Genomic DNA, 18,693 nt, shown 5'->3' on the forward strand with positions numbered 1-18,693 from the left:
TGTCATGGTCCTGAGGAAAGGTTTACTCCTTGTCGTCCACCGAAATGCTTGAGACCACCGTTACCGATACCGCTGCCGTCGAGAGCGCCTCGACCGATACCACCGTGACCGAAGCCGCCGCGACCGAAACCGCGGGCGGCGTGACCTTTGCCGACCTCGGTCTGCATCCGCTCGTCCTGAAGGCGCTGGAAGCCTTCGAATACAACACCCCGACCCCGGTCCAGGCCGAAGCCATTCCGGTTTCGCTGACCGGCCGCGACATCCTCGCCACCGCCGAGACCGGCACCGGCAAGACCGCCGCCTTCATGCTGCCGTCGCTGACCCGCATCGCCGAGCTGCCGCGCTTGGGCGTCGCCGCCCCGCGCATCCTGGTGCTGGCCCCGACGCGCGAACTGGCCAAGCAGGTCACCGACGCCGCTCGCAAGTACGCGAAGTTCATGAAGATGAACATCGTGGACGTGGTCGGCGGCATGCCCTACCGCGACCAGATGCGCCTGCTGTCGCGCGCCGTGGACGTGATGGTCGCCACCCCCGGCCGTCTGCTCGACCACGTGTCGCGCAACCGCATCGACCTGTCCACCGTCGAGGTCCTGATCCTCGACGAGGCCGACCGCATGCTGGACATGGGCTTCCTCGACGACGTCGAGCTGATCGCCAAGTGCTGCCCGGCCACGCGCCAGACGCTGCTGTTCACCGCCACGCTGGACCGCCGCATGGCGCAACTGGCCGGCAAGCTGCTGCGCAATCCGGAGCGCGTCGCGGTGGAGAGCACCGTCGCCTCGGTGAACGTCGAGCAGCGCCTGCACCACGCCGACGACCTGGACCACAAGCGCCGCCTGCTGCAGCACATCGCGGCCCAGCCGGAGGTCGGCAAGGCGATCATCTTCGCCGCGACCAAGCGCGACGCCGACACGCTGGCCGAAGAGCTGAGCGACGCCGGCCACGCCGCCGCCGCCCTGCACGGCGACATGGACCAGTCCAAGCGCAACCGCACGCTCCAGCGCCTGCGCACCGGCCAGGTGCGTCTGCTGGTGGCGACCGACGTGGCGGCGCGAGGCATCGACGTGCGCGACATCACCCACGTCATCAACTTCGACCTGCCGCGCTCGGCCGAGGACTACGTCCACCGCATCGGCCGCACGGGCCGCGCGGGCGCCTCGGGCGTGGCGATCTCCTTCGCCGCGCGCCCGGACCGCGACACGCTGTTCCGCATCGAGCGCTACACCGGCGAGAAGCTGAACGTCCACGTCATCCCCGGCCTGGAGCCGCAGCGTCCGCTCCAGTCCGGCGGCGGCCGTCCGCAGGGCCGCTCGGGCCGTCCGGGTGGCGGTGGCGGCTTCAACAAGAAGCCGTGGACCCGCAACGCCAACGGCGGCCATGGTCACGGTGGTCACGGCCACGGCGGTCACGGCCATGGCGAGGGCAAGCCGGCCGGTCAGGGCCGCCCGGCCCAGGCTCGTCCGGCCAACCGTCCCGACCACGCCCGCCGCGAGTCCCACGGCGGCAAGCCGGCGCACGCGCGGGCGTCCAAGTGGTAAGCTTGGGTTGATGGAATGAAAAAGGCGCGGTCCCTCGGGGCCGCGCCTTTTTTCTTGGAGTGGTCGGAGCGTTGTCGGGCAAGAGTTGACACGGATGAACCCGGATTAAACACGGATTTCACGGATGTCTGCCCGTCCAGTTCTTGGCTTGTGTGGCAAGCCGACGCCGGGTCGGGATCAAAAATCCGTGCAATCCGTGATTAAATCCGCGAAAATCCGTGTGAATCGTTGCCCCAGACAAGGCTACCGCCTCCCCAAGGTTAAACCGCCGCGATCCCCCACATCAGCAGCGCCACCAGCCCGATCAGCATCAGCCCGGCCACGGCGTAGACTGCCAACGCCTTCGCGATGTCGGCCGGCACCGCGCGGGCGCGGCCGTCGCCGATCCAGGGTTCGGTGATGACCACCCCGCCGTCGCGGTGCGGGCCGCCCAGCGACAGGCCCAGCGCGCCGGCCATCGCGGCGACCGGCCAGCCCATGTTGAAGGAAGCGGACTTGCCGCCGTCGCGCAGCATCGTCCTGGCGGCCCCGCCCAGGCTCGCGCCCGCGAAGGGGGCGGCCAGCGCCAGCAGCAGACCGGCCAGCCGCACGGGAATGGCGTTCAGCGCGTCGTCGAGCCGCGCGGCGGTCAGGCCGAAGCGCTCGTGCCGGACGCCGGGGTTGCCCAGCGCCGCGTCGGCCCCCGCGACCACCGCCCAGGCCAGAAGGCCCGGCACGCCGAGCAGCGCGTAGGCGAACACCGGGGCGACGACCTTGCGGGCGAAGGACTTCGCGGCGGCCTCGATGGCGGCGCGGGCCACACCGTGCTCATCCAGACTGAAGGCGTGCCGGCGGGTGAGGGGGACGACGGCCTCCTGCCCCGCCGACGCGCCGCCCTTTTCCAGCGCCCGGCGCACCGCGCGCACCCGCATCCAGGCCGCCCGGCCGCGCAGGGTGGCGAGCAGCACGATAAGCTCGACAACCCAGCCCCGGCTCTGCCCGCCAATCCATTCCACCAGCAGACCGACCAGCACGGCCGCCAGCAGCAGGGCCAGGACAACCAGCGCGCCGCGCAGCAGCCGCGCCGTCTTGCCGCGCTCGACGCGGTTCAGACGCTTGTCGGCCCAGGCGCAGGCGCGCTGCGCCAGCGCCGCCGGGTCGGGCAGGGCGCGGGCGATCCAGTCGCCGACGGCGGCGTCGATGACCAGCGCCAGCAGCAGGAGGAACAGGGGCCCCAGCTCGTTGAACGTCTGACCGCCGAGCGCCGTGCCGACCATGGTCGTTGCCTCAGCGAGCCCCGGCCTGACGCAGCAGGGCGACGACGCGGGCGTTGCGGCCGTCCTGCGCCCAGCTCAGCGCGGTGCGGCCGGTGAAGTCGGAACGGTCGGGCTTGGCCCCGGCCTTCAGCAGCCGGTCCACCAGATCGGGACGGCCGCCGCGCGCCGCCGACATCAGCGGGGTGATGCCCTCGCGGTTGTCCTGGTCCACCTTGGCGCCCTTGCTCAGCAGTAGGTCCAGCATGCCGGGGTCGTTCGCATCGACGGCATAGTGCAGCGGGGTATTGCCCGCCTTGTCGGTGCGGTTGACGTTGGCCCCGCTGTCCAGCAGCATCCTGGCCATTTCCGAGTTGCCGGCGCCGATGGCGAGCAGCAGTGCGGTCTTGCCGTTGATGTCCGTCTGGTTCGGGTTCTCGCCCTTCAGCAGCAGCATGCGCAGGGTCTTCGCGTCGTTCGACGTGACGGCCTTCAGCATGGACGGATTGTCGAACAGGCTGACCTGGGCCTGCGCGGGGGCGTGCGCGGTCACGTTCAGGCCCAGGGCCAGCAGGCCCAAAAGCAACAGCCGTTTCATGGCTCGGGATTCCTTCCGCATCATTCACGGTTTGCGCGGGATACTAGCCAGAAGTGGATAGGCTTGACCAGTCGGGCCTGCAAACGGTTCTTGCAACCGCAGGAAGGCGGCGCGACAAAGCGGGCGAAGGAGCCCGTCCCATGTTCCGCAACCCGCTCGCCCGTCACATCGCGCTGTTCCTGGCCGTGAAGTTCGCGCTGATCGCGCTTGGCCTGTGGTGGTTCTTCGGCGCCATGCCGGAACCGCGCGGCGCCGTTCCGTCCACGCCGGCCGCCACCGCGCGCCCGTAAGCGTCAGCGGAACCTCCCCTGGCCGTTCGCGGTTACTCCCCGCAACAGGGGAGAGCGACATGTCATTCGAAAGCGATGTGAACCGTACCCGTTCCAACACCACGTCCAACGCCACGCGCGGCACCGTCCGCGAGGCCGTGGGCATCTTCGCCAGCCGCGACGCCCTGCAAAAGGCCATCGACGAGCTGTCCTTGGCCGGCTTCCAGCGGCACGAGCTGAGCGTTCTGGCCAACGACCAGACCATTCAGGAGCATCTGGGCCACGTTCCGGACAATGTGGAGGATGTGGCGCACGACCCCAACGCGCCGCGCCAGTCCTACGTCTCGCCGGAGGATACGGGCAGCATCAAGGGCGTGGCGGCCGGTTTCCCCGCCTATGTCGGCGCGATCCTGGCAACCGGCGCCGTGCTGGCGACCGGAGGCACCGCGCTGGCGGCTGCTGCGGCGGCCGCGGCGGCCGGTGCGGGCGGCGGCGCCCTTGGCTCGGTCATGTCGCAATGGCTGACCGACAAGCGCAACGAGCCGATGCTCCAGCACCTGGACAAGGGCGGCATTCTGCTGTGGGTGAACCTCGCCGATGCCGAGCGCGAGCGTCTGGCGCAGGAGATCATGAACCGCCACGCCGCCCAGCCGGTCAAGGTGCATGAGGTGCAGCAGACGGGGTCCGGAGGCTGAAAGGCCCTTTGACCCACCCTTTGACTCAGGTCATAGGCGAATCCCCGGCGGTGTCCTATATACGGGCGGTCTTCCATCCGGAGTGCCGCCTTGGACGCCCATTCGGCCCTGTCGCTGCTTGAAGCCGGTCTGAACCAGTGCGCCGTGGTCATCGACCGCGACGGCGGGCTGCTGTTGGCCCTGCTGACGGCGGGGCTGGTCGGCGGCACCACCCATTGCGCGGGGATGTGCGGCCCCTTCGTGCTGGCCCAGGTCACCGCGCGCCTTGAGCAGGTCCCCGCCTCGCGGATGAGCGAGTTTCATCGCCTCGCCGGGGCGGCCGTGCTGCCCTACCATCTCGGGCGCGGCACGACCTACGCGCTGATCGGCGCGGTCGCGGCGTCGGTGGCCGGTCATGTCGGGGCGCTGCCGGGGTTGAAGTGGGTGTCGGTGGCGCTGCTGGCCTTCGCGGCGCTGTTCTTCCTGGCCTACGCGGTCAAGGGCGTGTCGGCGTGGCTGCCCAAATTTGACGGTGCCTTCCAGCGCTGGTGGGGCGAGCGCGTGTCCCGCTGGGCGAGGCCGCTGTTCGGCAACCCCACGGGCTGGCGCGGCTACGGCCTCGGTCTCGCGCTCGGTTTCATTCCCTGCGGGCTGCTGTACGGCGCCGTCGCGGTGGCGGCGGCCAGCGGCAGTGCGCTGACCGGCGCGCTCGGCATGTTGGCTTTCACGCTGGGCACCATCCCCAGCCTGCTGGCGGTCGGCATCGCCGGCCACCTTGCCGGCCGCACGTGGCGGACGGCGGTGGCGCGGGCAGCCCCGGCCATCATGGTGGTGAACGCCGGGGTGCTCGGCTGGATGGCGTGGCGGATGATCGTTACTTGACGCTCTTTAAGGCCTCGCCCAGCGGAATCTGACCGCAGCCGGGCTTCAGCGGCTGCTGCTGGCTTTCGTGCGGCGACCAGCCGGCCAGATACAGCACCTGGAAGGTGGCGTGGATGCGCCCGTCCGGCTCGGCGTACTGCTCGGCGTAGCGGCGCGCCGCCTCGAACAGCAGGGCGCGGGTGGCCGGTACCTTGCGGCGGGCCAGCACGGCGTTCGTCTCCCCCATGCCGCGTAGGTCGCGCATCAGCTTGAAGGCGTCGGAATAGGTGACGGTCAGCACGTCGCTGTCCACCACCGGCAGGGCGAAGCCGGCGCGCTGCATCAGCCCGCCGATGTCGCGGATCTCCGCGAAGGGCGAGACGCGCGGCGACACGCCGCCGGACACCTCCATCTCCGCCTCGTACAGGCAGCGGCGCAGCTCCAGCAGCGTCTCGCCGCCCAGCATGGCCGCGCAGAAGAAACCGTCCGGCTTCAGCGCCTGACGCACCTGCACCAGCGCGCCCGGCAGATCGTTGACCCAGTGGAGGCTGAGGTTGCTGACCACCAGATCGAAGGTCTCCGGCGCGAAGGGCAGGAATTCCTCGTCCGCCGCGACGGCCAGCGAGCCGGCTTGGCGGGCGAAGGCCGGCGACAGGTCGCAGGCGATCAACCGCTCGATCCCCTTTCGGCCCTTCAGGATGCGCCCCATGACGCCGTCGTGGCTGCCGAGGTCGAGCGCCATGGGAAAGGGGCGGACCACGTCCTCCAGCCGATCGGCGAGGCGGTCGGCCACCTCCTCGAACAGGAAGGCGTGTTCGGCGAAGGCGGGGACGGCGCGGTCGCGGCGGCGGCGGACGAGCGCGCGGTCAAAAACGGTCATGCTGTCGGAGGTCGTCATGTCCGCAATATAGCCCAGCCCGGAGGGGCTACAACCGTCGGCGAATGGCGGTGCTTTGTGCTAAGCTTCGCGAAACGTCGCGGGAGCCTATCGGATGGGCATCGAGGAAGCCATCGCCGTCAGTTACGAGGCGCTGATCGTCATCATCAAGATCACCATGCCGGCGCTGGTCATCACCACCGTGCTGGGTCTCATCCTGACCATCTTCCAGCAGGTGACCCAGATCAACGAGCAGACGTTGCAGCAGGATTTGAAGATCTTCGCGACGCTGGCGGTGCTGTTCGTCACCGGACCAGCGATCTACATCGCGTTGCGTGACTACACGCTGGTCATCTTCGAGCGAATCGGCTCCCTGAATTAGGGATCGTGACGTGAGCGCCCTGGCCCGCATCGCGACGACCATCTTGGACGCTCTGCTGCCGCCGCGCTGTCTGGCCTGCGGCGCGTCGGTGGACCGGCAGGGCGGCCTGTGCCCGGCCTGCTGGGGCGGGCTGACCTTCATCGCTCCGCCGCTGTGCGCCTGTTGCGGCATGCCTTTCGAGTTCGCCCCCAACGGGTTCGGCGCGTCCGGCGACGTGTTGTGCGGCGCCTGCATGGCGGAACCGCCGCCCTTCGCCCGCGCCCGCGCCGTGCTGGTCTACGACGACGGCAGCCGGCCGCTGGTGTTGGGATTCAAGCACGGCGACCGCATCCACGCCGCCGACGCCTACGGCGCATGGCTGGCGCGCGCCGGTTCCGACCTGCTGGCCGAGGCCGACCTGCTGGTCCCCGTGCCGCTGCACCGCTGGCGCCTGTTCAAGCGCCGCTACAACCAGGCGGCCCTGCTGGCCCAGGCGGCGGGCCGGCGCGCCAAGGTGCCGGTGGTGCCGGACCTGCTGGTCCGCCGCCGCGCCACGCCCAGCCAGGGCGGGCTGGACCGTGGCGGGAGGCGGCGCAACGTCAAAGGCGCGTTCCTGCTGAAAAAGGGCACGGCCGGCCGGGTGAAGGACAAGCGCATCGTTCTGGTGGACGACGTGCTGACCACCGGGGCGACGCTGGCGGAATGCGCGCGGGTGCTTCTGCGCGCGGGAGCCATGCGCGTGGACGTCTTGACCCTGGCCCGCGTTGTAAAGACATGAGCGTCGTGAGGATGTAACGGTTGGCGCGGTTCAGCCGTTGATCTTATAACCGTTCCAGACAGCCGAGGAGCCCCGCATGGCCGACGTCGTGATCTACACCACGCCTTTTTGCCCCTATTGCTCCCGCGCCAAGCGGCTTTTGGACAGCAAGGGCGTGACGTATGAGGAAATCGACCTCTACATGCAGCCGGGCCGCCGCGAGGAGATGGTGCAGCGGGCCGAGGGGCGCATGACCGTGCCGCAGATCTTCATTGACGGCACGCCGGTCGGCGGTTCCGATGACATTCACGCGCTGGACCGCGCGGGCAAGCTGAACCCCATGCTGGGAATCGCCGGATGAGCACCACCTTTAAGGCCGCCTGCGTGCAGGTGAACGCGGGCACGGAAATCCTCCCCAACCTTCAGGCGGCGGGCGACCTCGTCCGCCGGGCGCGCGACGCCGGGGCGGACTTCATCGCCATGCCCGAGAACGTCAGCATGATCGTCCAGGGCCGGGCCAAGGTGATGGAGCGGGTGAAGCCCGAATCCGAGCATCCGGGCGTCCCCTTCTTCGCCGATCTGGCGCGGGAGACGGGGGCTTGGCTGCTGGCCGGCACGCTGGGCATCCTGCTGGATGAGAAGCGGGTGGCGAACCGCAGCTATCTGTTCGACGACCAGGGCCGCGCCGTCGCTCATTACGACAAGATCCACATGTTCGACGTGGACCTGAAGGACGGCGAGAGCTACCGCGAATCCGCGACCTTCCGTCCGGGCGAGCGCGCCGTCGTCGCCAACACGCCGTGGGGCGGGCTGGGGATGACCGTCTGCTACGACGTGCGCTTCGCCTACCTGCACCGGGCGCTGGCCCAGGCGGGGGCGAAGATCATCACCGTGCCGGCGGCCTTCACCGTGCCGACGGGACGCGCCCACTGGCACCTGCTGCTGCGCGCCCGCGCCGTCGAGACGGGCTGCTTCGTCATCGCTCCGGCGCAGGTCGGCACCCACGACGAAGGGCGCCAGACCTACGGGCACTCCCTCATCATCGCGCCCTGGGGCGAGGTGCTGGCGGACGCGGGTGAGGAGGTCGGCTTCTGCATCGCCGATGTGGACATGGCGCGCGTCGAGGAAGCCCGCCGCATGGTTCCCGCCCTGACCCACGACCGCGCCTTCGAGGTCGTCCGGGAAGGCTTCTGAGGAATGTTATGAGCGCGGCAGCGGGCGAGGTTCCGGATCGCCGTCCAGGCCCTCGCCCGCTGCCAGATCCTTGACCGCGCAGATCCGCTGGACCACCGCCGCCTTGGGCGAGGCGACCTCGCCATGTTCATAGGCGACGACCTGCAAGCGGCCCCGCGCCACCTCCAGCAGTTCGCCGCTGCGCAGCAGGAAGGCCGGGGAGGCCGGACGGCCGAAGCGCGCGTTGCCCACCGCGAAGGTCTCGTAAATCAGCACACCGCCCGGCGCCAGAGCGTCGATCAGGGCGGGAAACAACGGCCGGTGCAGGTAGTTCGTCACGACGATGGCGGCGAACCGTCTGTCACCCAGAGCCGGCTCGGGCTCGCCGTTTTCCAGGTCGGTCTCGACCAGTTCCACCCCAGCAATCCCGGCAAGGTCGGCCACCCCGCGCAGATCGCGGTCGAGCCCGACCACCGGATGTCCCATGGCGTGGAACAGGCGCAGATGCCGGCCCGACCCGCAGGCGAGGTCGAGGACCGTTCCCCCCGACGGCACCAGGGGGGCGAACCGCGCTACCCAGGGCGAGGGCGCTTGCAGGGCGGCGTGCGGCGTATCGCTGTTCACGGAGGGGCTCTCCCGAAAAGAGGCAGGATGTTTGACGGTGGCGGCCTGTCGTGCTGAATTAGCGGCAACCATATTGCCCTTCAACACCCTGGAGCCTTCGACGGGGACATGATCCTCTTCGTTCTGAAATGCACGGCCGACCATCGATTCGAGGTCTGGTTCCGCAACGGCGACGCCTATGAGGCTCAGGCCGCCGCGCACTCCATCTCCTGCCCGGTCTGCGGCGACACCCGGATCGGGAAGGCCCCCATGGCGCCCCGCATCTCCAAGGGCCTTGGCAAGGACGTCGCCCCTCCCGCCGCTCCGGCGCAGGAGGAGGCCCCCGCCACCCACGCCATGACGCCCGCTCCGGCTGCCGGTCAGGCCCATGGATTGTCCGACGAGGCGCGCCAGCGCATTGCCGCCGAGATGATGCGCCATCTGACCGAACTGCGCCGCACGGTCGAGGAAAACTGCGACTACGTCGGCGACCGTTTCGCCGAGGAAGCGCGGCGGATCCATTATGGCGAGACCGATCCACGCGGAATCTATGGTGAAGCTTCCGCTTCCGACGTGGAGGAACTGCACGAAGAGGGTGTGACTTTTCATCGCATCCCTTGGTTGCCACGCACGAACTCTTGAGGGCAAGAGTTACGGAATTTCCAAAGCCCCACGCGGTTGCTGCGCGTCCTACTGTTTGTATACAGCTTCGGAACAACTCCCCCGAGTTTCGTCAAGCCGCTTTTTAGCGCCCGGCCCGCATCAAAGATGTTGACGCGACAGGACGTTACAAAGACCATAGGGTCAGAGTGTCTAATATGACCCTTCAAAAATCGCTCGGCACTCGCGAGGGGACGCACTATGAAAGAAAACGCTCAGAGGATTCTGGCGAATCCCAAATTTCAGGAGCTGGTGCAAAAGCGCAGCGCGTTCGCGTGGACGCTCTCGGTCGCCATGCTCGTCATCTACTTCGGCTTCATCCTGCTCGTCGCGTTCGGCAAAGGGTTCCTCGGCACCCCGATCGGTTCCGGCGTGACCACCTGGGGTATCCCTGTCGGCCTCTTCACCATCATCTCGGCCTTCATCCTGACCGGCATCTACGTGCAGCGGGCGAATGGCGAGTTCGATGAGCTGAACCGCCAGATCATGGAGGAGTCGAAGTGATGCGTTCGCTGGTCACCCGTTTCTCCGCGGCTGCCGCCGCGGCCGGCGCGCTCGTCCCGGCTTCCGTCTACGCCGCCGCCGTCGAAGGCGCGGTGCAGAAGCAGGCGACGAACATCGAAGCCATCGTGATGTTCATGATCTTCGTGCTCGCGACGCTGGGCATCACCTTCTGGGCCGCCCGCCGCACGAAGTCGGCCAAGGACTTCTACGCTGCCGGCGGTGGCATCACCGGCTTCCAGAACGGCCTCGCGATCGCCGGCGACTACATGTCGGCCGCGTCGTTCCTGGGTATCGCCGGTCTGGTGTACATGTCGGGCTTCGACGGCCTGATCTTCTCGGTGGGCTGGCTGGTCGGCTGGCCGATCATCCTGTTCCTGATCGCGGAGCGTCTGCGCAACCTCGGCAAGTACACCTTCGCCGACGTGGCGTCCTACCGCTTCCAGCAGACCCCGATCCGCACGCTGGCCGCCTGCGGCTCGCTGGCCACGGTGACCTTCTACCTGATCGCCCAGATGGTCGGCGCCGGCAAGCTGATCCAGCTGCTGTTCGGCATGGACTACCTGTGGGCGGTCGTGATCGTCGGCGTGCTGATGATCGCCTACGTGACCTTCGGCGGCATGCTCGCCACCACCTGGGTGCAGATCATCAAGGCGGTTCTGCTGCTGTCGGGCGCGTCTTTCATGGCCTTCGCCGTGCTCGCCAAGTTCGGCTTCAGCCCCGAGGCGATGTTCTCCAAGGCCGTCTCGGTCCACCCCAAGGCCACGGCCATCATGGCTCCGGGCGCTCTCATCAGCGACCCGATCTCGGCGATTTCGCTGGGCATGGCCCTGATGTTCGGCACCGCCGGCCTGCCGCACATCCTGATGCGCTTCTTCACGGTGTCGGACGCCAAGGAAGCCCGCAAGTCCGTGTTCTACGCGACCGGCTTCATCGGCTACTTCTACATCCTGACCTTCATCATCGGCTTCGGCGCTATCGTCCTCCTGCTGGCTCCGGACGCCACCGGCGCCTATCCGTTCCTCACGACCGCTCCGGCGGCCGGTGCGCTGGCCAACCCGGCCACCATCATCGGCGGTTCGAATATGGCGGCCATCCACACCGCGCACGCGGTGGGCGGCAACCTGTTCTACGGCTTCATCTCGGCCGTGGCCTTCGCCACCATTCTGGCGGTGGTCGCCGGTCTGACCCTGGCCGGCGCGTCGGCCGTGTCGCACGACCTGTACGCCTCGGTCATCGCCAAGGGCCGCGCTTCCGAGCGTGACGAGATCCGCGTGTCGAAGATCACCACCGTGATCATCGGCATCGTCTCGATCTTCCTCGGCATCGCGTTCGAGAACCAGAACGTGGCCTTCATGGTCGGCCTCGCCTTCGTCATCGCGGCCTCGGCGAACTTCCCGATCCTGCTGATGTCGATGTTCTGGGGCAAGATGACCACCCGTGGCGCTGTCATGGGCGGTTGGCTGGGCCTGATCTCGTCGGTCACCCTGCTGGTGCTGGGCCCGACCGTGTGGAAGTCGGTGCTGGGCAACCCGGCCGCCATCTTCCCGTACGACAACCCGGGCGCCTTCACGATCCCGCTGTCGTTCATCGCGATCTGGTTCTTCTCGATCACCGACAACAGCCAGACCGCCCAGGACGAGCGCCGCTCGTTCGAGGCCCAGTACATCCGTTCGCAGACCGGCCTCGGCGCCGAGGGTGCCTCCGCTCACTAAGGCGGCCACCAAAGCGAATGGTCGCACCCGCCTTCCGCGCCTAGCGGAGCTGGTGTAATCTTCAGGCGCTCCAGGACTTCTGTCTTGGGGCGCCTTTTTCTTTGTCTTTCGTTCCAGCGGAGCGGTCCTTGTCCGACGCCTTCGATTTCGCGATCCCCCCCTTCGACCGTCTGACCCCGGCCGAACAGCAGCGGCTTGAACAGGCGCTGGACATCGGCGTCTACGCCAAGGACAGCGTCATCCTGAACCGGGACGAACCGGCCGACTGCCTGTTCGTCGTGCTGCAAGGGCTGGTGCACGAACGGCAGGGGGGCGACGTGGCGGCGGTCCACGGCGCTCGCGACAGCTTCGACATGAAGGCGCTGTTCGGCGGGGTCGCCCAGCAACACCGGCAGGGGCGCAGCTTCGTCGCGGCGGAGGACACCATCTGCCATCTGATCCCGCGCCAGATCCTGACGGAGCTGGCCCGCGACAACCCGGCCTTCGGGGAATTCGTCTATCAGGACTTCGCGGAAAAGCTCCGCACGCTGGCCAGCGAACGGTCGAACCGCGAGATGGCCGCCCTGACCATGGCGCGCATCCGGCAGGCCTACCTGCACCCGCCGGTCTTCGTGGACGCCTCCGCCTCCTTGCGCGACGCGGCGGCGGCGATGAAGCAGAACCAAGCGAGCAGCGTGCTCGTCCGTGACGGCGATCCGGCGCGGGGCGGGTGCATCGGCATCCTGACCGGCACGGATCTGCGCGACCTCGTCGTGCTGGACGGCCGTCCGGTCGAATCGCCGGTCGGCCCGCTGGCCCGCTACGAGCTGCTGTCGCTCGACCGGGACGACCTGCTGTTCAACGCGCTCATCATGATGACCAAGCATTCCGTCCGCCGCGTGGTGGTTAAGGAGCAGGGGGCCGTCGTCGGCGTGCTGGAGCAGATCGATCTGCTGGCCGTTCTGTCCAACCATTCCCAGGTGATCGCGCTTCAGGTGGACCGCGCCACCGCTCCGGAGGATCTGCGATCGGCCAGCCACGACATCGTCGGGCTGATCCGCACGCTGCACGGCACGGGCGTGAAGGTGCCCTTCATCGCCGACCTCGTGACCGAACTGAACCGCAAGATCTTCCGCAAGCTGTTCGAACTGCTGGCCCCGCCGGACTTGGTGGAGAACTCCTGCCTGATCGTCATGGGCAGCGAGGGGCGCGGCGAACAGCTGTTGAAGACCGACCAGGACAACGGCCTGATCCTGCGCGACGGCTACGAATGCCCGACGCTGGGGCAAGTGACCGACGCCTTCACCCGCACCCTGGTGGACTTCGGCTACCCGCCGTGCCCCGGCAACATCATGGTGTCCAACCCGGACTGGACGCGCCCGCTCAGCGCGTACAAGGACGCGATCTTCCACTGGATCCACCGCCCGGACGAGGCGGCGCAGATGAACCTCGCCATCTTCTACGACGCGGCGGCGGTGGCCGGCGACCCGTCGTTGCTGGAGGAGGCGAAGGGCTACCTGCTGGGCCGGTTGCAGGACAACCAGATGTTCTTCACCGCCTTCGCCCGCCCGGCGCTGGCCTTCGACACGCCGTCCAGCCTGTTCGGCGGCCTGTTCGAGCGCAAGCGCAGCGAGCCCGTGGACATCAAGAAGGCCGGCATCTTCCCCATCGTGCACGGCATCCGCGCCCTGGCGCTTGAAAAGCACATGGCGGAGACCAACACGACCGAGCGCATCTGGGCGCTGGCCGACAAGGGCGTGCTGGACCGCGCCTTCGCGGGCGAACTGGCGGAGGCCTTCACCTTCCTGTCCACGCTGCGGCTGAAGGCGCGGGTGGACACCACGACCGCCGGCACGCAGATCGACAACCTCGTCCGGTCGGAGGAGATGGGCAAGCTCGACCGCGACCAGTTCAAGGACTGCCTGTCGCTGGTCAAGAAGTTCAAGGAGTTCATCGCCTATCACTTCCACCTGAACCACTGAGGCGCCGACGAGATGCCGATCAAGGGTAACGCGCTCACCGATCCCGATTACGCTTTCCTGCTGTCCGACGAGGACACGGGCGAGCGGGTGGCGATCCATTGCGAGGCGACCTCCTACGACCAGTCCAAGGCCGATCTGCGCACCGTGGCCGCCGTGCGCATCCGGGGCTCTCGCATCCTGACCAGCCAGCACCTCGTCCTGTCCTTCTGGCCGACGGAGCCGGCGGAACCGGCCATTGGGCGGCTGCTGCACTACATCGGCAACCGGCCGCTGATCGGCTATTACCTGGACTTCACGGTGGCGATGATCGACCGCGTGGTTCAGCCGATGATCGGCATTCCGCTGCCGAACGAGCGGATCGAGGTGTCCAGCCTCTACTACGACCGCAAGACCAAGATCCCCGGCAAGAACGCGGTCGATCTGCGGCTGGACAGCATCGTGCGCGACCTCGACCTGCCGGTGCGCGCGGGCGGCGACGCCTACGCCAACGCGCTGGCCGCCGCGATGGTGTATCTGCGCCTCGACCCGCCGGGATTGTGATCGCGCCTACGCCGCCTTGGAATGGCGCGCGCCGTTCGCGGGGATGCTCACGGTGAAGGCCGTGCCGTTCCCACGCTCCCCACTTCCTCGATCGATGTGCAGCGTCGCGCCGGCCTGCTGGGTCAGCGCCTGGACCAGCACCAGCCCCAGACCGCCGCTGCGCCGCTGCGGGCTCGGCACGCCGGGGGGCAGGCCGACGCCGTCGTCCCGAACGGTCATGCGCATGCCCTCCGCGTCCGGAAGCAGCTCCACCGACACGGTGCCCGGATGGCCGTTCGGAAAGGCGTGCAGCAGGGCATTGGACACCAGCTCGCTCGCGATCAGGGCCAGCGGGGTCGCCTGATCCACGTCCACCGTCCAGGGCTGGGTCTCGATGGTCAGCCGCGCCCCGGTCGGGTTGCCCGACCGCACCAGCCCGTCGCAGAGCTGGCGCAGGTAGGTCGCGAAGTCGATGCGCGCCGGCTGGTCGGAGCGGTAGAGCAATTCGTGCAGCAGGCTCATCGACTGGATGCGGCGCAGGCTCTCGTCGAATCCGCGCCGGGCCTTCTCGTCGATGCGGGCGGCTTGCAGGCGCAGCAGGCTGCTGATGACCTGAAGGTTGTTCTTCACCCGGTGCTGAACCTCCTTCAGCAGCACTTCTTTGTCGGTCAGCGCCGCCTCCAGCTGGGCGTTCGTCCGCTCCAATTCTGCGGTGCGCCGGTGCACCCGTTCCTCCAGCGTGTCGTAGGCGTGCTGAAGGGCGTCCTCCGCCTCGCGTTCGCGGCGCGCGCGCTGGATGGCCAGCGCGCCGATCACGGTCACCATGGCCACCGCCGCCAAGCTGTAGGAGGCGTAGGCCCACAGCCGCTTCCGCCAGTGCTCGACGATGCTGGCCCTGGGGATCGCCACCTCGGCCGACAGGCCAGTGTCGTCCACCGGCCATTGCACGGCGATGGCCGTCCCGTCCCCCCGGTCCGCCGAGGCCCCGGCCGTCCCTTCCGTCTCGCGCAGCAGGATCGTGCCGTCGGCCTTGCGCAGGGTGATGGAACGGGCGTAGCCGATGTCGAAGGACTGGTAGATGTCGCGGACGTAGCGCGGCGAGACCGCCACCGCCGCCGCTCCCCGGAACTGGCCGGACGGGGCGGGCAGCGGCCGCAGCAGCACGATCAGCGGGCCGCCGCTGTAGCGGTTGTCGTCCACCGCGCTGATGACCCGTTCCTCTCCGACCTTGATCGCCTGGAAATAGTCGCGGTCGGCGACGTTGATGTTTGGCGGCGGGAACTGGCGCGTGCTCATCGCCACGCCGCCGTCCGGGCCGATCAGCCAGACCGACGTTAGATAGGGCGTGGTGGGGATCAGCGCCGTGATGCGCTCCCACGTCGCGCGGTCGGTCGGCAGCGGGGCGTCCGGCGGTCCGGCCAGCTGGATCGTCTGCCGCAGGATCAGGTCGCTCGTCTCCACCAGCCGGGCGGCGTGCTCGGCCACCAGCAGGCCGACGTTGCCGGCGATGTCCGTGGCGTGGCGGAAGGTCGCCTCGCGGTCGCGCCACGCGAAGATGGACGACAGCCCGATGGTCAGCAGCATCGCCAGAATGCAGGCGATCAGCACCAGCGCCGTGCCCGGCAGCCGGTAGAGCGGGGAAGGGTGGGAACGCAGCGCGCGCAAGGGCATGGGGCCGCCATGATAGGACACGGTCCGGCGGAGCCAACACCCTTCCGTTCGGCAAGGTTCCGTGGGTACGCCCGTTGAACCAGGGCGCGCCACCTCCTATTGTCGCGCAGGCGAGAAGGACATCGGGCGCGAGGAGAGGGCTTATGAAGATCGACGGCGTTGCCTATCGGACCATCTGGTTGGCGAAGGACGGCTGGTCGGTTGAGATCATCGATCAGACCAAGATGCCGCACGACTTCGCCGTCGCGCGCCTGACCGACCTGGATGAGGCCGCCCATGCCATCCGCGCCATGCTGGTGCGCGGCGCCCCGCTGATCGGCGCCACGGCGGCCTACGGCGTGGCGCTGGCCCTGCGCGCGGATGCCTCCGACGCGGCGCTGGAGAAGGCTTGCACGGTCCTGCTCGCCACCCGCCCGACCGCCGTGAACCTGCGCTGGGCGCTGGAGCGCATGCGCCGCCACCTGTCCGCTCTGCCGTCGGGCCAGCGCGTCGCCGCCGCCTACGCCGAGGCCGCCGCGATCTGCGACGAGGACGTCGCCATCAACCGCGCCATCGGTGAACACGGCGCCGCGCTGATCCGTCAGGCCGCCAAGACGAAGAAGCCCGGCGAGCCGGTCAACGTCCTGACCCATTGCAACGCCGGCTGGCTCGCCACCGTGGACTGGGGCACGGCTCTGGCCCCGATCTACGTGGCCTTCGAGGAGGGCATCAAGCTCCACGTCTGGGTGGACGAGACGCGCCCGCGCAACCAGGGCGCCAGCCTGACCGCGTGGGAGCTGAACCACCACGGCGTGCCGCACACGGTCATCGTGGACAACGTTGGCGGCCACCTGATGCAGCACGGCATGGTGGACCTGTGCATCGTCGGCACCGACCGCACCACCGCGACCGGAGACGTCTGCAACAAGATCGGCACCTACCTGAAGGCGCTGGCCGCCCACGACAACAACGTGCCCTTCTATGTCGCGCTGCCGTCCCCGACCATCGACTGGGGCATGGCCGACGGCGTGAAGGAAATCCCGATTGAGGAGCGCGACGGCCGCGAGGTGACCGACCTGACGGGCATCACGGCGGACGGCCGGATCGAGACGATCCGCGTCACCCCGGCGGGCAGCCCGGCCGCCAACTACGGCTTCGACGTGACCCCGGCGCGTCTGGTTACGGGGCTGGTGACCGAGCGTGGCGTCTGCCCGGCCACGCGCGACGGCCTGCTGGGCCTGTTCCCGGAACAGCGCGCGGTGGCGTGAGAACGGCGGTTACGAGCAGGTCCGCGCCTTGATCTTCCGTTCCGTGGCGAACTTGCGGGCGGAATCCTCGACCATCTTCCGAATCAGTTGGCGCCGGGGCTCGATCCAGTCGGACACGAACACCCAGCGCTTGCCGTCCCACTGCTGCACGCGCACCGGCGTCATGCCCTCGTGATCCGCGCAGGTGGTGCGGAAGGGCTGCATGAAGCCCTCCAGCCCCAGCGCGGCCAGCCGGTCGGCCGTCAGGTCCAGATGGTCGAAGCCCCAGGCCACCTGCTCACCGGTCAGGGGCTTGCGGCCGTGCTTCTCCTGCGCGGTGCGGATCGCCTCGACCAGAACGGCGGCGTTGAAGACGCCCCGGTTGTAGAGAACCGTTCCGATCTGGCCGGGATCGCCGGCGCCCAGCCCCTTGGCGTGGACATGGGCCTTGATGTCGCGGATGACGCGGTAGTCGGCCCCCGGCGCGTGGAAGGCGATGGCCTTGTAGCCCTTGGACGCCTCGCCGGCCGGCAGCACGTCCTGCTCCGACCCCGCCCACCAGACGCCGATCATCCGGTCCATGGGATAGCCGACCGCCGCCGCGTCGCGGATGGCGGTGGAGTTCTGCACGCCCCAGCCCCACAGGATCGTGTAGTCCGGCCGGTACTGACGCCCGATCCGCATCCAGGCGGACTTCTGGTCCAGCCCCGGCGGGGCGATGGGGAAGGTCCGCATCTCGAAGCCCAGCAGGCCGCGCAACGCCTCCAGCATGGGCAGCGGTTCCTTGCCGAAGGCGCTGTCGTGGTAGATGTAGGCGATCTTCCGCCCGCGCAGCTTGTCCGGTCCGCCCATCTGCTGGGCGATGTAGGTCACCGCTGCGTCGATGCCCGTCCAATAGCTGGCCGGCGCGTTGAAGGTGTAGGGAAACACCCTCCCGTCCGACGCGTCCGCCCGCCCGTAGCCCGAGGAAAAGACCGGAATGCGGTCGTTGTAGCTACGCTCGATCAGCGCGTAGGTGATGCCGGTGGACAGCGGCAGGAAGGCGGCGGCACCGGTCGCACCCCTGGCCTTCAGCCGCTCGTAGCACTCGATGCCCCGATCGGTGTTGTAGCCGGTGTCGCATTCCTCGTACGCGATGGGGACGCCGTTCACGCCGCCGTCGCGCTGGTTGATCAGCGTGATGTAATCCGCCACCCCATCGGCGAAGGGAATGCCGTTCGGCGCGTAGGGGCCGGTGCGGTAGACCAGATGCGGGAAGAATTGCGCCTCGGCCGGCTGCGCCGCCGCGCCTCCGGGCGCGGCCAACCCCAGAAGGGCCGCTCCCAAAGCCATCAGGCCGCGCAGGCGTGTCGTCATAATGGTCCCCTCAACCGGCCGTTTCGCGAACATTAGTACAGGAGGGGCGCCGCCCGCACCTGTCCGTTCCCCGGCCCTTTGAAGGAGCGCCGACGCGGCACCACATCAACCCGCAAGCGTTTGCCAAGAACAAGCCAAAGG

General features: G+C 68.5%; 20 protein-coding genes. 14 read left to right on the forward strand and 6 right to left on the reverse strand.

The features are described 5' to 3' along the window. The first annotated feature begins 29 nt into the window (after positions 1-29). On the forward strand, positions 30-1,538 hold the full coding sequence (locus J2852_RS14715) for a DEAD/DEAH box helicase (protein ID WP_246499660.1): 1,509 nt from the start codon (positions 30-32) through the stop codon (positions 1,536-1,538). Positions 1,539-1,798: 260 nt separating this feature from the next. Here J2852_RS14715 and J2852_RS14720 read toward each other — a convergent pair whose 3' ends face one another. Further along, positions 1,799-2,794, reverse strand: a complete 996-nt coding sequence (locus tag J2852_RS14720; RefSeq protein ID WP_209876719.1) for a cobalamin biosynthesis protein CobD/CbiB — start codon at positions 2,792-2,794, stop codon at positions 1,799-1,801. A 10-nt stretch (positions 2,795-2,804) separates the two neighbouring features. Continuing rightward, the gene (locus J2852_RS14725) at positions 2,805-3,368 is read right to left on the reverse strand and encodes an ankyrin repeat domain-containing protein (protein ID WP_209876721.1); all 564 of its coding nucleotides are present in this window, start codon (positions 3,366-3,368) and stop codon (positions 2,805-2,807) included. 140 nt (positions 3,369-3,508) lie between these two features. On the opposite strand from J2852_RS14725, the gene J2852_RS14730 reads away from it, so the two are divergent. The 3 genes from J2852_RS14730 to J2852_RS14740 all read left to right on the forward strand — a co-directional run bounded on the left by J2852_RS14730 (position 3,509) and on the right by J2852_RS14740 (position 5,193). Further along, the gene (locus tag J2852_RS14730) at positions 3,509-3,658 is read left to right on the forward strand and encodes a hypothetical protein (protein ID WP_209876723.1); all 150 of its coding nucleotides are present in this window, start codon (positions 3,509-3,511) and stop codon (positions 3,656-3,658) included. A gap of 59 nt (positions 3,659-3,717) precedes the next feature. Further along, a complete protein-coding gene (locus tag J2852_RS14735; protein WP_209876725.1) occupies positions 3,718-4,332 on the forward strand; it encodes a general stress protein in 615 nt (204 codons plus the stop codon). 90 nt (positions 4,333-4,422) lie between these two features. Then, the gene (locus J2852_RS14740) at positions 4,423-5,193 is read left to right on the forward strand and encodes a sulfite exporter TauE/SafE family protein (protein WP_209876727.1); all 771 of its coding nucleotides are present in this window, start codon (positions 4,423-4,425) and stop codon (positions 5,191-5,193) included. Here the strand turns inward: J2852_RS14740 and J2852_RS14745 are convergent. Then, entirely contained in the window at positions 5,186-6,070 is an 885-nt protein-coding gene (locus J2852_RS14745; protein ID WP_209876729.1) for a methyltransferase domain-containing protein, read from the reverse strand. The genes J2852_RS14740 and J2852_RS14745 overlap by 8 nt on opposite strands. Before the next feature lie 94 nt (positions 6,071-6,164). Here J2852_RS14745 and J2852_RS14750 point away from each other — a divergent pair, with 94 nt between their 5' ends. From J2852_RS14750 to J2852_RS14765, 4 genes are all read left to right on the forward strand, one after another. Beyond that, positions 6,165-6,431 (forward strand): flagellar biosynthetic protein FliQ, encoded by a 267-nt coding sequence (locus tag J2852_RS14750; protein ID WP_209876731.1) that lies wholly within the window; start codon positions 6,165-6,167, stop codon positions 6,429-6,431. 10 nt (positions 6,432-6,441) lie between these two features. After that, on the forward strand, positions 6,442-7,188 hold the full coding sequence (locus tag J2852_RS14755; protein WP_209876733.1) for a ComF family protein: 747 nt from the start codon (positions 6,442-6,444) through the stop codon (positions 7,186-7,188). 76 nt (positions 7,189-7,264) lie between these two features. Next, positions 7,265-7,528, forward strand: a complete 264-nt coding sequence (gene grxC / locus J2852_RS14760) for a glutaredoxin 3 (protein ID WP_209876735.1) — start codon at positions 7,265-7,267, stop codon at positions 7,526-7,528. Continuing rightward, entirely contained in the window at positions 7,525-8,361 is an 837-nt protein-coding gene (locus J2852_RS14765; protein ID WP_209876737.1) for a carbon-nitrogen hydrolase family protein, read from the forward strand. Before grxC ends, J2852_RS14765 begins: the two co-directional genes overlap by 4 nt. Positions 8,362-8,367: 6 nt before the next feature. Here J2852_RS14765 and J2852_RS14770 read toward each other — a convergent pair whose 3' ends face one another. Beyond that, positions 8,368-8,964 (reverse strand): class I SAM-dependent methyltransferase, encoded by a 597-nt coding sequence (locus tag J2852_RS14770; protein WP_343206747.1) that lies wholly within the window; start codon positions 8,962-8,964, stop codon positions 8,368-8,370. A gap of 108 nt (positions 8,965-9,072) precedes the next feature. Here J2852_RS14770 and J2852_RS14775 point away from each other — a divergent pair, with 108 nt between their 5' ends. From J2852_RS14775 to J2852_RS14795, 5 genes are all read left to right on the forward strand, one after another. Further along, positions 9,073-9,585, forward strand: coding sequence for a DUF1178 family protein (locus J2852_RS14775; protein WP_209876741.1), 513 nt, complete (start codon positions 9,073-9,075; stop codon positions 9,583-9,585). Between the two features lie 219 nt (positions 9,586-9,804). Then, complete coding sequence (locus J2852_RS14780; RefSeq protein ID WP_209876743.1) at positions 9,805-10,107, forward strand: DUF485 domain-containing protein; 303 nt, start codon at positions 9,805-9,807, stop codon at positions 10,105-10,107. Beyond that, positions 10,107-11,819 (forward strand): cation acetate symporter, encoded by a 1,713-nt coding sequence (locus J2852_RS14785; protein ID WP_209876745.1) that lies wholly within the window; start codon positions 10,107-10,109, stop codon positions 11,817-11,819. The genes J2852_RS14780 and J2852_RS14785 overlap by 1 nt, the downstream gene beginning before the upstream one ends. Before the next feature lie 128 nt (positions 11,820-11,947). After that, entirely contained in the window at positions 11,948-13,780 is a 1,833-nt protein-coding gene (locus tag J2852_RS14790; protein WP_246499662.1) for a putative nucleotidyltransferase substrate binding domain-containing protein, read from the forward strand. A gap of 12 nt (positions 13,781-13,792) precedes the next feature. Next, on the forward strand, positions 13,793-14,320 hold the full coding sequence (locus tag J2852_RS14795) for a 3'-5' exonuclease family protein (protein ID WP_246499663.1): 528 nt from the start codon (positions 13,793-13,795) through the stop codon (positions 14,318-14,320). A 6-nt stretch (positions 14,321-14,326) separates the two neighbouring features. Here J2852_RS14795 and J2852_RS14800 read toward each other — a convergent pair whose 3' ends face one another. Beyond that, a complete protein-coding gene (locus J2852_RS14800) occupies positions 14,327-15,970 on the reverse strand; it encodes a sensor histidine kinase (protein WP_209876749.1) in 1,644 nt (547 codons plus the stop codon). A gap of 143 nt (positions 15,971-16,113) precedes the next feature. Here J2852_RS14800 and mtnA point away from each other — a divergent pair, with 143 nt between their 5' ends. Next, on the forward strand, positions 16,114-17,217 hold the full coding sequence (mtnA, locus tag J2852_RS14805) for an S-methyl-5-thioribose-1-phosphate isomerase (RefSeq protein ID WP_209876751.1): 1,104 nt from the start codon (positions 16,114-16,116) through the stop codon (positions 17,215-17,217). 9 nt (positions 17,218-17,226) lie between these two features. Here the strand turns inward: mtnA and J2852_RS14810 are convergent, their stop codons facing one another. Next, positions 17,227-18,552 (reverse strand): ABC transporter substrate-binding protein, encoded by a 1,326-nt coding sequence (locus tag J2852_RS14810; protein ID WP_209876753.1) that lies wholly within the window; start codon positions 18,550-18,552, stop codon positions 17,227-17,229. Between the last annotated feature and the right edge of the window lie 141 nt (positions 18,553-18,693).

The sequence above is a fragment of the Azospirillum soli genome, assembly GCF_017876165.1.
GTDB classification, from domain to species: Bacteria; Pseudomonadota; Alphaproteobacteria; order Azospirillales; family Azospirillaceae; genus Azospirillum; species Azospirillum soli.